Source organism: Gordonia polyisoprenivorans (genome assembly GCF_017654315.1).
Lineage (GTDB): Bacteria > Actinomycetota > Actinomycetes > Mycobacteriales > Mycobacteriaceae > Gordonia > Gordonia polyisoprenivorans_A.
The window spans coordinates 3,029,190-3,043,785 of record NZ_CP072203.1 but is presented as its reverse complement, the minus strand read 5'-3'; the positions used below and the strand labels follow the sequence as shown (position 1 = coordinate 3,043,785).

11 protein-coding genes and 1 tRNA gene are annotated in these 14,596 nt (G+C 65.0%); 7 read left to right on the top strand and 5 right to left on the bottom strand.

Features of this window, described 5'->3' with window-relative positions; genetic code table 11:
- Positions 1-114 precede the first annotated feature (114 nt).
- The gene (locus J6U32_RS13700) at positions 115-531 is read left to right on the top strand and encodes a globin (protein ID WP_208790838.1); all 417 of its coding nucleotides are present in this window, start codon (positions 115-117) and stop codon (positions 529-531) included.
- Between the two features lie 120 nt (positions 532-651).
- Positions 652-2,451 carry a glycoside hydrolase family 13 protein gene (locus J6U32_RS13695; RefSeq protein ID WP_208796111.1) on the top strand — a complete coding sequence of 600 codons (1,800 nt, stop codon included), beginning with the start codon at positions 652-654 and terminating at the stop codon, positions 2,449-2,451.
- 27 nt (positions 2,452-2,478) lie between these two features.
- On the opposite strand, the gene J6U32_RS13690 is transcribed toward J6U32_RS13695, so the two are convergent.
- The 4 genes from J6U32_RS13690 to ettA all read right to left on the bottom strand — a co-directional run bounded on the left by J6U32_RS13690 (position 2,479) and on the right by ettA (position 10,316).
- A complete protein-coding gene (locus J6U32_RS13690; RefSeq protein ID WP_208790837.1) occupies positions 2,479-3,174 on the bottom strand; it encodes a hypothetical protein in 696 nt (231 codons plus the stop codon).
- Positions 3,164-3,646 (bottom strand): acyl-CoA thioesterase, encoded by a 483-nt coding sequence (locus J6U32_RS13685; protein ID WP_208790836.1) that lies wholly within the window; start codon positions 3,644-3,646, stop codon positions 3,164-3,166. Before J6U32_RS13685 ends, J6U32_RS13690 begins: the two co-directional genes overlap by 11 nt.
- Positions 3,647-3,708: 62 nt before the next feature.
- Entirely contained in the window at positions 3,709-8,556 is a 4,848-nt protein-coding gene (locus J6U32_RS13680; protein WP_208790835.1) for an NAD-glutamate dehydrogenase, read from the bottom strand.
- Positions 8,557-8,642: 86 nt separating this feature from the next.
- The gene (gene ettA / locus J6U32_RS13675; RefSeq protein WP_006371236.1) at positions 8,643-10,316 is read right to left on the bottom strand and encodes an energy-dependent translational throttle protein EttA; all 1,674 of its coding nucleotides are present in this window, start codon (positions 10,314-10,316) and stop codon (positions 8,643-8,645) included.
- Positions 10,317-10,515: 199 nt separating this feature from the next.
- Between ettA and J6U32_RS13670 the strand changes: the two genes are divergently transcribed.
- From J6U32_RS13670 to J6U32_RS13650, 5 genes are all read left to right on the top strand, one after another.
- Positions 10,516-11,457 carry a formylglycine-generating enzyme family protein gene (locus J6U32_RS13670; protein WP_208790834.1) on the top strand — a complete coding sequence of 314 codons (942 nt, stop codon included), beginning with the start codon at positions 10,516-10,518 and terminating at the stop codon, positions 11,455-11,457.
- 179 nt (positions 11,458-11,636) lie between these two features.
- Positions 11,637-11,712: transfer RNA gene (locus J6U32_RS13665), tRNA-Arg, on the top strand.
- Between the two features lie 52 nt (positions 11,713-11,764).
- On the top strand, positions 11,765-12,082 hold the full coding sequence (locus tag J6U32_RS13660; RefSeq protein WP_208790833.1) for a hypothetical protein: 318 nt from the start codon (positions 11,765-11,767) through the stop codon (positions 12,080-12,082).
- A 135-nt stretch (positions 12,083-12,217) separates the two neighbouring features.
- Positions 12,218-12,400, top strand: coding sequence for a hypothetical protein (locus J6U32_RS13655; protein WP_208790832.1), 183 nt, complete (start codon positions 12,218-12,220; stop codon positions 12,398-12,400).
- Positions 12,401-12,773: 373 nt separating this feature from the next.
- Positions 12,774-13,202 carry a hypothetical protein gene (locus tag J6U32_RS13650; protein ID WP_208790831.1) on the top strand — a complete coding sequence of 143 codons (429 nt, stop codon included), beginning with the start codon at positions 12,774-12,776 and terminating at the stop codon, positions 13,200-13,202.
- 24 nt (positions 13,203-13,226) lie between these two features.
- Here the strand turns inward: J6U32_RS13650 and J6U32_RS13645 are convergent, their stop codons facing one another.
- Positions 13,227-13,925: an ABC transporter ATP-binding protein gene (locus J6U32_RS13645; RefSeq protein ID WP_244331949.1), complete on the bottom strand. Its 699-nt coding sequence runs from the start codon at positions 13,923-13,925 to the stop codon at positions 13,227-13,229.
- Between the last annotated feature and the right edge of the window lie 671 nt (positions 13,926-14,596).

Genomic DNA, 14,596 nt, shown 5'->3' with positions numbered 1-14,596 from the left:
TGTGTGAACAGCGGATGTCGGGCACGGAGCCCGCAGCGGGTACCCACGGCGCCCACCGATGGTGGCCACGCGTGAGGTTTGAGACCTCCGGCGCCGGTGGAGGACACTGGTGGGGTGAGTGCCTCCCAGCCCGTTCCCGCACCCGAGAGCCGATCGTTCTACGACGAGGTCGGCGGCGCAGACACCTTCGCTCGCCTGACCCACACCTTCTATACCGAGGTCGCCAAGGACGAGATACTCCGACCGCTCTATCCCGAAGAAGACCTCGGGCCGGCCGAACGCCGACTCCGCATGTTCCTCGAGCAGTACTGGGGTGGCCCGCGAACCTATTCCGAGGAACGCGGCCACCCGCGTCTGCGGATGCGGCACCACCCCTACAAGATCGGGCCCATCGAACGCGACGCCTGGCTACGCTGCATGCACACCGCGATCGCGGAGATCGACTCGCAGACCCTCGACGACGAACATCGGCGTGCGCTCGTCGATTACATGGAAATGGCAGCACAATCGATGGTGAACTCGCCGTTCTGACCAATCGCCCCGACCGCGGCGCGCGTGGCGGCGACTCGCCGCGCGGACCTGCGTGGGTGACCAGGTTTTCGGGTGAGGCACAATTGCGACGTGAGCGATGAGACATCGAGCGCTGTGCCCATGGGTTCGGAGGACACCGGCTCCGAGGAAGCGCTCACCGACGAGCAGGTCGTGAGCCCGAGCGACCCCGGAACAGGTCCCGCCGACGTGGGCGAGGACAACCACGGGACCGCGGAGGACGAGGCGGCCGCCGGAGCGGACACCACCGGTGGACTCACCGACGAGCGAGTGGCAGGTTCGGTTGTGCCGCAACTCGACCCGTCCGACACCACGTGGTGGCGATCGGCGATCTTCTACCAGATCTACCCGCGATCCTTCTCCGACCTCGATGGAGACGGTGTCGGCGATCTCGCCGGGGTCATCGACAAACTCGGGTATCTCGAGCTCCTCGGGATCGATGCTCTCTGGCTGAGCCCGATCATGTGCTCCCCCATGGCCGATCACGGTTATGACGTGTCCGATCCCCGCGACATCGATCCCCTCTTCGGCGATCTCGAGGACTTCGACGAACTCGTCGCCGAGGCGCACGACCGCGGGATGCGCGTGACGATGGACCTCGTCCCCAATCACACCAGCGATCAGCACGAGTGGTTCCGGGCCGCACTCGCCGCCGAACCCGGCAGCCGCGAGCGCGCCCGCTACATCTTCCGTGACGGCCTCGGTGAGGGCGGTGACGAGCCACCCAACAACTGGCACAGCGTGTTCGGCGGACCGGCATGGACGCGGGTCACCGAGTCGGACGGTTCGCCCGGCCAGTGGTATCTGCACATCTTCGCCGCCGAGCAGCCGGATCTGAACTGGGAGAACCCCGAGGTCTTCGAGGATCTCGAACGCTCCCTTCGGTTCTGGCTCGATCGTGGGGTCGACGGGTTCCGTATCGATGTCGCGCACGGCATGGCCAAGCCCGAGGATCTGCCGGACATGGACCTCGAGTCGGTCGGGCTGCTGACCAACAGCGACGACGATCCGCGCTTCAACAACTATGCGGTGCACGACATCCACCGAAAGATCCGCAAGGTGCTCGACGAGTATCCGGGCGCGGCCAACGTCGGCGAGATCTGGGTGGAGGACAACGAACGCTTCGCCGAGTACCTGCGGCCGGACGAGCTGCATCTCGGTTTCAATTTCCGACTCGCCAAGGCCGCGTTCGATCCCGACGAGATCCGCGCCGCGATCGAGAACTCCATCGATGCGGTACATCGGGTCGCGGGGACGCCGACGTGGACCCTGTCCAATCATGATGTCGACCGGGAGGTCTCACGCTACGGTCGGCTCGATCAGCACGACCCACACTCCGAGGTCGACCTCGACGTCGGCCGGGCCCGGGCACGCGCAATGGCGCTGGTCGAATTCGCCCTGCCCGGAACGGTCTTCATCTACAACGGTGCCGAGCTCGGACTCCCCAATGTGGATCTCCCGGACGAGGCGTTGCAGGATCCGGTGTGGGAGCGCTCGGATCACACCGAACGTGGGCGCGACGGCTGCCGGGTGCCCATCCCGTGGGAGGGGTCGCAGCCGCCCTATGGTTTCAGCACCTCGGCGAAGACGTGGTTGCCGATGCCCGACGACTGGGCGTCCCTCACCGTCGAGAAGCAGCTCGAGGACATCTCCTCGACCCTCTCGTTGTATCGGCAGGCCATCGAATTACGGGTCAGCCGAGGCGAATTCACCGGAGACACGGTGGAATGGTATGGCGCGCCCGACGATTGCCTGGCATTCCGCCGAGCCGGTGGCGGTCTGATCTGCGCCCTCAACGCCGGCGAGGAGCCGGTGCCACTCCCCCCGGGAGAGGTCTTGCTGCTCAGCGCACCGCTCGTCGACGGTCATCTCGCACCGAATTCCGCCGCCTGGCTGGTGTGAGTCCGCGTATCACCGGTCCATTGCGGGTCACAGCACCGTGACGCCGAGGTCGCGGTGCCGGCGCAGGTAGACCGCCCCGAACCTCGCGTCGATCCGAATCCAGGCCGCCGACATCCGGATTCGGATCGGCTCATCGGCATCGATGGCCTCGACATCGGAGTCCTCGGTGATCGCGCGCCCCTGCGCGTCGCGGACGAAACCCATTCCGGTGAGCGCGAACAGCGCACGCAGCGACACCGCGGCCCGTAGACCGCCGTCGGTCGAGGTCACCTCCAGCACGTCCTGATCGAGTACGCCGGTCGCCGGGCCGTGCGCGCTGCCCTCCTCGCGTGCAACGCGAGCACCGTCCCGGACGAGCCCCACCACCGTGCGCGCGGGCACGTCGTCGACGTGGCGAAAACCGGTGAGCAGCGGCAGTGCGCCTCGCCACGCCGAGTCGAAGGGCATGCCGGGGTCGATGGGGGTTCCGGGTGCCGCACCGGAAAGCGCTGCGCGCAAGGAGGTCACGTCGGCCACCAGGTCCTTCGGCGCCATCCGACCGAAGACCGCCCGGGTGACCAGGACGTCGAAACCGGTGTGTGACCACAGGCCGATCAGACCGTCGCCGCGCACCGCGAGGCGGACGACGGCGGCGGCGTCGAGCTTGTGGGCGCGGCCGAGGAAGGCCAGCGCGTCGGAGAGGTCGTCGGCGCGCTGCAGCGTCAGATGTCGCTCACCCTCCATGACGCGGCGCGGTCTGCTCGGTGGTGCTCGGCAACCGGAAGCTCTCCAGGTATGCGCGTTCGTCGGCGGTGAGGCGCCGCAGACGCTGCGCATCGACGTCGAATGCGACGAGTTGGGTGGAGGCGATGACGGCCGGTGCGTCGCCGGGCTGCGCACCGTCGGGGCGCACCTCGTAACCGACGAAGAAGTCCACCGCCCGTACCTTTTCCACGAACATGGTGACCACGATCGGACCCTCGTCGTGACGGATCTGCGCCGCGTACTTCACGTGCAGGTCGGCGACCAGACAGCCGCGCCGCAGATCAGCGGTGGGTCGACCGTCGTAGAACAGCCACGGGATTCGGGCCTCCTCCAGGAGGGTCACCATCCGTGCGTGGTTGATGTGTTGGTAGACGTCCATGTCGGACCACCGCACCGGGACGCGCACGACATAGCCGTTCTCGGTGGCGGTTCCCTCATCCTCGTAGAGCATGGCGTCTCCCCTCCTCGAGTCTCATGAACGTTCCGACGGCGTTGCCGCTCACCGGGTCCCACTCATCGGATGACGCTGCGGAGTTGTCGGGCGGCCACCGACAGGGTGGCGAGGTCGATGTTGCCGGCCGCCTCGATCTCGGCCAGCATCGAGCGCACCCGCGCCAGACGAGACGAGTGCGCGCTCTCCCACTCGCTGATCTTCTCCGCAGACAGCTCATCGGGCTCGCTGCCCTCGAGGATCTTCAGCGTCAGCGCTCGCAACGCGCCATGCATGTCGTCGCGCAAGGCCAAGCGCGCCAACGCATGCCATCGGTCGCCGTACTCGAGATTCGACACCGCGGTGAGTAATTCCTCGAGACCGAAGTGCTCCATCACCCCGAAGTACAGTTCGCCCACCTCGACCGGGTCGCGGTCGGCGATCTCGGCCGCGTCGATGATGTCGAGCAGGCAGAACCGATGAAGACTGATCGCCACGTCGTGCGCGAGGTCCGGTGCCACGCCGAGTGAGTGATACCGGCGCACCCGCTCGTCGACGTCGGCGGCGGAGGCCTCACCGAACCAGCTGTCGAGCAGCGCGGTCAGATCGGCGACCCGCTCCCGATAGCGGGTGATGTCGGAGGCCATCGGCAGCGGTTGCGGCCGGAACGCCAGGAACCATCGCGACGCCCGGAACAGCAGTCGCCGCGCGTAGAGCATCATCTCGTCGACCGCGTCGATCGAAGCCGACGCAGTCTGGATGCGGTCGAGCAGATCGGCCATCCCGAAGACCTGCTCGGCCACCACGAATGCGCGTACCAGTTCCTCGGTGGTCGCACCGGTGGCCTCGCCGAGCCGGAACAGATGGGTGATGCCCGCACGATCGACGACGTCGTTGACGAGCACAGTGGTCACGATCTCGCGCCGCAGGCGATGATCATGGATCTCGGCGGCGAATCGCTCCTGCAGCGGCACCGGGAAGTAGTGGGTGAGCCGATGATCGAACACGTCGTTGTCGGGGAGGTCTCCGGCGAGCAGATCGTCTTTGGCGACCAACTTCACGTGCGCCATCATCGTGGCGAGTTCTGGTGAGGTGAGACCGCGGTGGGTATCGGAGCCGGAGCGTTTGCGTAATGCGACCGGGCTGGGCAGCGCCTCGAGTTCCAGGTTCACCCCACGGGCGGCGAGGGCGGTCAGCAGTCGGACGTGCACGTCCACCCGGTCACGGGAGTAGGCACGGCAGAAGCCGAGTTCGGAGTTCTGGGAGATGTTGTCGGCCAACACCAGTCGTGCGACCTCGTCGGTCATCGACTCGAGCAGCGGGTTGCGGTCGGACTGTGCCAAACCTCCCGAGGACACCGCGGCATCGAGCAGGATCTTGATGTTGACCTCGTGGTCGGAGCAGTCCACACCCGCCGAGTTGTCCATGGCGTCGGTGTTGACCCGTCCGCCCGCGAGGTCGCACTCGATGCGGCCGCGCTCGGTCACCCCGAGATTGCCGCCCTCGCCGATGACCTTGCAGCGCAACTCGTCTCCGGTGACGCGGATTGCGTCATTGGCCTTGTCGCCGACGTCGGCGTCGGATTCGGTCGAGGCCCGGATGTAGGTACCGATGCCTCCGTTCCACAACAGATCGACCGGCGCAAGCAGGACCGCCCGGATCAGCTCGGGCGGCGACAGGGTGGTCAGATCGTCGGAAAGTCCGAGGGCCGTGCGCATCTCAGGGCTGATCGGGATCGACTTGCGTTCGCGCGACCAGACGCCTCCGCCGGCGCTGATCAGTTGCTCGTCGTAGTCGGCCCACGAGGAGCGCGGCAGCGCGAACAACCTCGCCCGCTCGGCGTACGAGGACGCGGCGTCGGGGGTGGGGTCGATGAAGATGTGGCGATGATCGAAGGCGGCGACGAGTCGGATGTGTTCGCTGAGCAGCATGCCGTTGCCGAAGACGTCACCGCTCATGTCGCCGATTCCGACGACCGTGAAATCCTGTGTCTGGGTGTCGATTCCCATTTCCCGGAAGTGTCGCTTCACCGATTCCCAGGCACCGCGCGCGGTGATGCCCATGGCCTTGTGGTCGTAGCCGGCCGAGCCCCCGGACGCGAAGGCGTCACCGAGCCAGAAGCCGTACCGTCCCGCAACGTCGTTGGCGATGTCGGAGAACGCCGCGGTGCCCTTGTCGGCGGCGACGACCAGGTACGGATCATCACCGTCGCGCCGGACCACCGACCTGGCCGGGATCACCTCGCCGGTCGCCCGGTCGATGTTGTCGGTGACGTCGAGCAGACCGGAGATGAACATGCGATAGCAGTCGATTCCCTCGGCCCGCAATGTCTCTCGGTCGGCGGCGGCATCCCCGGTCGGGGCCGGGGGCCGGGTCAGGACGAAGCCACCCTTGGCCCCGACCGGCACGATCACCGCGTTCTTGACCGCTTGCGCCTTGACGAGTCCGAGGATCTCGGTGCGGAAGTCCTCGCGTCGATCCGACCACCGCAGCCCGCCTCGGGCGACGGCGCCGAATCGCAGATGCACCCCCTCCACGCGTGGCGAATACACGAAGATCTCGTGCAGCGGCCGGGGTTCCGGGGTCTGCGGGATGTCGCGCGGACGCAGCTTGAACGACATCACCGGCCGGTGCTCGTCGCCGCTGTCGGTCGTGTCGCTGTCGGTCGTTTTGCTGTCGGTCGTGTCGCTGGAGTTTCCCGGCGCGCCGAGCACGTAGAAATTGGTCCGATCGGTGGCGGCGATGACCGCGAGGAACGCCGACACGATGCGGTCGGCGTCCAGACTCAGCACGGCCCCCACATCCGCACGTAATTGCTCGAGGACGTCGGCACGACGGTCCGCGTCGGCGACCGCCGGGTCGAACGACGCCTCGAACAAGGCGACCAGCCCACGGGTGACCTCACGATAGCGGCCCAGCGTGGACGCGACATGGCTTGTGCTGTAGGAGAATCCGCATTGCTTGAGATAGCGGCCATAGGCACGGAGCATTGCCGCCGCCCGCCAGTCCAGTCCACACCGGATGATCAGCTCGTTGTAGGCATCGATTTGTGCGTGTTGTCGCCAGATCTGGGCGAATGCCTCGGTGAACCGTTCGGGCAGATCGTCGGCGTGATCGACGTCGACATCCATCCCGGCGGTCAACACCACGGCGAATTCGTAGACGTGGCAATCCTTGTCACCGATGCCGCGCAGCGCGTACGGGTGTTCGTCGATGACGTCGAGGCCGAGACTGTGCAGCACGGGCAATACGTCGGTCAGCGTGGCCGACTCGTCGCACAGGTACAGGGTGAAATCCCAATGATCCCGGTCGGTTCGGCTCTGCGCACCCGAGTGCTTGTCGAAGGTGACGGCCAGGTGACCGGGCTCGAGTGCGGCCACATGGGCGAGGTCGCCGACGGCGTCTGCGGGAGCGCGCTGGTCCTTGTAGTCGGCCGGTAGCGTATTGATCAGGCGCAGCATGGCATCGGCGCCACCGGGCGGCAGTGCCCGCTCCGAGGCGGTGGTGATCAGTTCTCGTACCCGCTCGTCCCAGCTCCGGATCGCCTCGGACAGGGTGGTCTGCATCCGGCGCTGCACATCGGTGCCGATGTCGACCGAACCCCACGAGCGAGCGGCGTCGGGGTCCACCCGCACCATCACCTGCAGCAGTGCCAGGGGGCGCTCACTGACCCGCGCCGAGTATTCGAGGTCGCTGCCACCGAGCATGTCGGTGACGGCCGCGCCCAGAGCTGTCCGTGACGGGGTGTTGTACCGGTCGCGCGGAAGGTAGATGAGTGCGGTGGCGGCTCCGCCTGCGGGGTGCACGCGGAGGAACACCCGCAGGGATCGCGTTGCGACGGCGTCGAGCATCTCGTCGATCCGCCGGTGCAGTTCCGCGGTCGTGTCCTGGAACATCTCGACCAGTGGGTAGTTCTGGAGGAGTTCGACCATTGTGCGCCCGGCAAAGGAATCCTCGTCGACGCCTGCGAGGGCAACCACGTCGTGCACCTTGCCGCGCAGAACCGGGACATCGAGCACCGTCTGATGCAGGCCCGAGGAGGTGAAGACGCCGAGGAAGCGATGCTCGCCGACATGTGCGCCCGCCGGGTCGAATGCCGGCACCGCGATGAGGATCGGGAATTTCGAGCGCTGGATTCCGGTGTCGAGGAACACCCGTGACACGCGCGGTGTCAGGGGCGTGGTCTCGATCCTCGGGAAGTCCAGGTCAACGGGCCCTGCGCGGTTGAGACCGAGTCGGTCGGTCACCGCACCGGAGGCGTCGAGTCGGGTATAGCCGAGTGGCACGAAGTGGTTGCCGGCGAACCATTCGAGCAGCCGCGCGTACTCGCGCTGGTCGTCGGTGGACACACCCGACTCGTTGTCGAGGTGCGCGCCGGCACACTCCGCGGAACATCCGGTCAAACGCTCCCGCATCGCGGTGGCGTCACCGTCGATCACCGCTACCACGTCGATACCGCGCTGGATGTCGGCCCGCAGCTGTGTGTCGTCGACCGACTCCCGACTCGACAGCGCCGACACCGAGATCCAGGATTCGGCCAGTCCTGCGTGTGGGCCGCAGATATCGGTGAGGGCGCCCGCCTCGTCACGGGTGACCGCCATGATCGGGTGGTCGATGCGGGTGACCGTCATGCCCCGCCCCTCGAGCGTGGCGAGCACCGACTCCACCAGCAGTGGCATGTCGTCGGTCACCACCACCACGTCGGTGCCGCCCGCACCGTCGGTGGTGACCTCGACCACCGCCTCACCGGATCGCCGGATCGCGGCGGTCTCCATGTGCGCGCGGATGCGGTCGAGGACGGCCGGGTCGAGAGTGGCCGGATCGATGCGCGACCGGTCGGTCCCCGCCGCATCCGCGGCGACCCCCACCGAGGTCGCCAGATAGCTGGGAATGACTTGCGGCAGAAGCGAAGTCACATCCGACAACGACAATCACCCTCTCGTGCGCGGCGCAGGGGTGACGGAGGCGCCGCCGTTGGCTCCATGGCGAGCCTAGCGCCTGCGGCGGCCCCCGGCGATCAGTCGCGCGTGAGCTTGCGATGCGTGACCCGGTGCGGGCGCGCCGCGTCGGCGCCGAGGCGATCGACCTTGTTGGCCTCATAGGCCTCGAAGTTGCCCTCGAACCAGAACCAGGTGCCCTCTTCGACGTTGCCCTCCCACGCGAGGATGTGGGTGCAGGTGCGGTCGAGGAACCAGCGGTCGTGGCTGATGACCACCGCGCACCCCGGGAACTGCTCGAGCGCGTTTTCCAGAGACGAGAGGGTCTCGACGTCGAGGTCGTTGGTCGGTTCGTCCAGCAGGATCAGGTTGCCGCCCTCTTTGAGGGTCAACGCCAGGTTGAGGCGGTTGCGCTCACCACCGGAGAGGACCTCCGAACGCTTCTGCTGATCGGGGCCCTTGAAACCGAACGCCGACACGTAGGCACGCGAGGGCATCTCGTTCTGCCCGACCTCGATGTAGTCCAGACCGTCGGAGACGACCTCCCACACCGACTTCTTGGGGTCGATGTTCGCGCGATTCTGATCGACGTAGCTGAGCTTGACCGTCTCGCCGACCTTGACGGTGCCCGAATCCGGCTTCTCCAACCCGACGATCGTCTTGAACAGGGTCGTCTTACCGACACCGTTCGGACCGATCACGCCGACGATGCCGTTGCGGGGCAACGTGAACGACAGGTCCTTGATCAGCACCCGACCGTCGAAGCCCTTGTCCAGATGCGAGACCTCCACGACGACGTCACCCAGCCGGGGCGGGGTGGGGATCTGGATCTCCTCGAAATCGAGCTTGCGCGTCTTCTCCGCCTCGGCCGCCATCTCCTCGTAGCGCGCCAGACGTGCCTTGTTCTTGGTCTGGCGGGCCTTGGCACCCGAGCGGACCCAGGCCAGCTCCTCCTTGAGGCGCTTCTGCAGCTTCTGGTCCTTCTTGCCCTGGACTTCCAGACGCTCGGCCTTCTTCTCCAGATAGGTGGAGTAGTTGCCCTGGTACGGGATCAGCTTGCCGCGATCGACCTCACAGATCCACTCCGCCACGTGATCGAGGAAGTAGCGGTCGTGGGTGACGGCCAGCACCGCACCCGGGTAGCTCGCCAGGAACTGCTCGAGCCACAGCACGCTCTCGGCGTCGAGGTGGTTGGTCGGCTCGTCGAGCAGCAGCAGATCGGGCTTGCTCAGCAGCAGTTTGCACAGTGCGACGCGACGCCGCTCACCGCCGGAGAGGTGGGTGACCGGCGAGTCCCCGGGCGGGCAGCGCAGGGCGTCCATCGCCTGTTCGAGCTGGGAATCGAGATCCCAGGCGTCGCCGTTGTCGAGGTCCTCCTGCAGCTTGCCCATCTCCTCCATGAGCTCGTCGGAGTAGTCGGTCGCGAGCAGCTCGGCGATCTCGTTGTAGCGGTCGAGCTTGACCTTGATCTCGCCCATCCCCTCCTCGACGTTCTGCTTGACCGTCTTCTCCTCGTTGAGGGGAGGCTCCTGCTGCAGGATGCCGACGGTCGCATCGGGGTCGAGGAAGGCCTCGCCGTTCGACGGCTGGTCGATGCCGGCCATGATCTTCAGGATCGACGACTTACCCGCGCCGTTCGGACCGACGACGCCGATCTTGGCGCCCGGGAAGAACGACATCGTGACGTCATCAAGGATGACCTTGTCACCGTGCGCCTTGCGCACCTTCTTCATGGTGTAAATGAACTCTGCCACGCGTGAGCCTCTCTACCAGTGGTTTTCGGGTCGTGGGGCCGACGAACAACTCGCGGTCTCATCTGCGGCGGGCGATCCCCGGGCGCGGAGAGAGCCGGGCCCTGACACAACGGTGCACCAGTCTAATCGCACCGGCCGGTCTGCCGTGTCGGCGCGTGCGAGGCAGGCGCGCCCGAGCCACCGGTGGCACCATCGATGAGTGCACGGCGACACCTCCGATACCGGCCGGCGCGCCCTTCGCGCCGGGTCGGCATCCGGACTGACCGACCTCGTCGCCATCCCCACGGCCGACTTCGAGATGGGCTCGGACCGCTTCTACGCCGAGGAGCGACCCGCCCACCCCCGCCACGTGGAGTCTTTTTCCATCGAGGTTCACCCGGTGACCAACGCACAGTTCTCGGCGTTCGTCGCCGACACCGGCTACCGGACCGTCGCCGAGCGGCCACTCGACCCGGCCGACTTCCCGGGTGCCGACTCCGCAGAGCTCGTTGCCGGCGCAGTGGTGTTCACCCCGACCGACGGCCCCGTGGACCTCACCGACTGGCGCGCATGGTGGCGCTACGTGCCCGGTGCGTCGTGGCGCCATCCACTCGGCCCCGACTCCGGGGTCGACGACCTGCTCGACCACCCAGTGACCCAGATCGCCTATGCCGATGCCGACGCGTACGCCCGGTGGGCCGGGCGCCGCCTGCCCACCGAGGCCGAGTGGGAATGCGCGGCCCGGGGCGGGCTCGACGGTCACGACTACGCGTGGGGCGACGAGCTCCACCCGGACGGCGCGGTCGTGGCCAACACGTGGATCGGGAGATTCCCCTACCGCAACGAGGGCTGGGGCGGGACCAGTCCGGTCGGGTATTACCCGCCGAATCCGTTCGGCCTGTTCGACATGATCGGCAACGTGTGGGAACGCACCTCCGAGGTGTTCACACCCCGCCACGTCCCGCCCGACATGTCGACGGTCACCGCGGGCGGACGGCAGAACCTGTTGGCGCCCAGCACTTCTCCTGCTGTCCTGCGTGTCACCAAGGGTGGCTCTCACCTGTGTTCACCCCAGTACTGTCGTCGATACCGACCTGCCGCGCGCTCACCGCAATCCGACGACTCCGCCACCTCACACCTCGGTTTCCGCTGCGTCGCCTGACCCGGTCGCCGACCGGCGGGGCGGAGTTGTCCACAGGGACGCTCCGGCGTCCGCCACAGAGCCCGATCGTCGGGCATGCTGATCGGGCAAGGACGGCGACCGCCGAGGGGACGGTCGCCGTCCTCACATCCGACCGGGATATACTTCCCAGGCCTTTCGGCCGCTCACGGCCGAGGCACGCCTCCGTAGCTCAGGGGATAGAGCAGCTGCCTTCTAATCAGCTGGTCGCAGGTTCGAATCCTGCCGGGGGCACCAGTACCGTTTCTTTCAAACCTGTGTCTTGGCGCACCGGTATGGTTCGTTTCGGGTGTTCATCGCCGTTCTTCCTGGTCGATCCGGCGCCGTCGCCGATTGTCGTTGCGGCGGCGTGGATGGCATCAAAGGGGTCGTTGAGGGTGCCGGTGGCGTCGTGTTCGCTGAGTTCGATGCGTTCGAAGAAGGCTTGATTGTAGAGCCGTCGAATGGGTGGTTCAGCTGCGAGGTAGCCGTGGTGGCAATTCTCGGCGTACTGGAGCGCGATGTGCAGGTTGTGGTCGATCTCCGCGCAGGCGGTGACGGTCACGGTCAGCTGTTCGTCGATGGTGGCGAGTTGTCGGGTGATCCGGTCTTGTTCGGTTTTGAGTAGATCGAGCGGTATGGCGTCGGCGTAGTGGGCGCGCAGGAGTCGGGTGCGTTCGGCGAGGAGCCGGTCTTTCTGTGTGGTGAGGTCGCGGTGGCGGTGATCGGCTTCGGCTTGGTTGGTGGCTAGTTCGGTGTGCAGATGCTGTTCGACGAGTTGTCGTTGTTCGGTGGTGAGTTGGATGTCGCGGTAGAGGTTTTCGACCAGTTGTTCGGCTTCGCGTTCCTGGCCGTAATGGCTCTGCTCGCGAGCACCGGATACGGGTTCGATCTGCTTCAGGCGGTGCTTCACCATGGAATCGGCAGCCCGAACGGTTCCAACTAGGAGACTGCTGAAAATGGCGGTCGTTGTGGGTCAGTCCCAGGGTGATCAGGCGGCGTAGATTCAGTGCTGCTCGGTTCGGTGCGCGTGTGCGAATCGGGCAGCCACGACAGGCCACCCCAAAGGTGACGTAGCCCTTGGTGCTGGTCGGCAGGTCAGGGTGTTCGTCTCGGCGTGATAGGTGAAGTCGTCGAGGAAATCACCCTGCACCTCCACCAGACCCACACACGACCTACACGCCGAAACAGCACACGACTGTTTCAGCAGGCTCCTAGGTAACCTGGTAGGCCCGGGCACAGCGTATGGATGCAAGCTGCGACTGTGGCCTCTGTCTGTGGATTAAGGCTGGTCTGTGGTGAGCGGAGGAGGATGATCGATGATCTCGGATTCATGGTGGGACGACCTGCCGAACCTCAGCGAGCCTCCAGAGTGGAAGCTTCGAGTCGAGCAAGGTGTTAGCAGCATCGTGTCAGCCCTCGGTATTCAAGCGCTCGCCGCATGGAGCGACGACGCTCTTTGCCGTGTTGAAGAAGAATTGTTGGCTACTTTTCCAAGGGTGGACAGTCCAGCAGTCCAGCGAAGCTCTGATTATCTTCAGTTTATTCAGTACCTTGGCGAGGGACTGGCGCATGACTTAAACGCCAAGTGGATTGAATTCCCGGAGGAACTGTCAGACTTGGGCGAATATGGGCTGTATGTAGAGTCGGAACATTCGCTGGTGCCGATCGAGCCTTTGATTCATCATGCTATCGACGTTCGCACCGGTGCTACATGGCTAGCGGCGTTCGCCGGTTCGCGCCGATGACTTTCGCGCTTTGATGCTCCTTATTCACAACAAATGGCGAAGGAAGCGTTCCGGTGACTGCAAGAACTCACGGGTGAGACGGACCGGCATAGCCTCGTCATATGAGACTGGCTTCACCTCCTCGTCTACTTCAAGAATTGTGGCTCCGGGGACGCTGAGCAGAATTGGCGAATGGGTGGCGATTATGATCTGGCAGCGAGCTGACGCCAGCTCTGTCAGAAGCGCCACGGCTGCCATACAGCCGCGCGGGGAGAGCGCAGATTCCGGTTCGTCCATAATGTAGAGACCGTCGGGAAAGAAGCGATTTCGCATGAGATCCAAGAATGACTCACCGTGTGAACGCTGATGCGGTGATACGCCACCGAATAATTCGAGTTGAGACCCGCCGAGGTTCTCACTGGCCGTCGCGAGATTATAGAATGACTCACCGCGAAGAAAGAATCTGCTGCGAGGTTTGCTAGGTCCCCAAACAACCGTCATGTTCTTCCCGAGGTCAGACTCGGTGGGTCGCGTAGCAAAGCGATAGTTTTGGCTGCCTCCTTCGGCGTTCAGTCCAACCGCGGTAGCAAGTCCCTCGATCAGAGTGGACTTCCCTGAACCATTCTCACCAACCAGGAATGTAACGCCAGCAGGCCACTGCATGCCGCCAGAGGCGGCGAGCCTGCCGATAACCGGCAGGTCGAACGGGTAGCGATCTCTAGGTGCCGCATCGTCGATGTACATGCCACGAACAAAGCGTCCTTCTTGCCTCGCAAGGCCCCGCATACTTGATCCTCTCTCCTTGGCGATGGTTGCAGCGAACCGGTCGGATTGTCGAAGTACCTTAACCCATGTGTTAACCGCAGAACCAGAATCTGGTTCGTTATCTCGAATCAGTCAGTCTATCTGTTGCGACCTGATTCTCCTGGAATTACTATGGATTTGCTCGGGCGAATCTTCACCTTCCTTTGCATCTCGTCTACTGTGATCAGGAGTGAGTTAACCGTGCATGCTATTTCACGCGCAATCGCGGCGGGTTCCTTAGCCTTGGGAGTATCTTTCGGGGCAATTGTTGGTGGTGTAAGTGAAGCCACCGCTTCAACACCATCGGAGCCGGCGAGCATTGTGAGTTCGTTAATACCCGGCCGCGTTCCGGTATATGGTCCCATTCGGATATTCCGACTCCATGTCGAGTGCAGTACATGGGCGATGCAGCCGCACAACAAGTACCATCAGGCATACTGCTTGCCGTACAACGCAGGTACCTGGGCGGGCTACTATAGGCACTAACCTCCTACCCCTGTCGACCCGGAGCCGATTGCACCATTCTGGCTTCGGGTCGATGGGTTTCAATTCACTAGTTCAAGCTGTTGTTTTGGCGCGCGGCACGGCTGGCGATCCATTCGGAGTCAAGT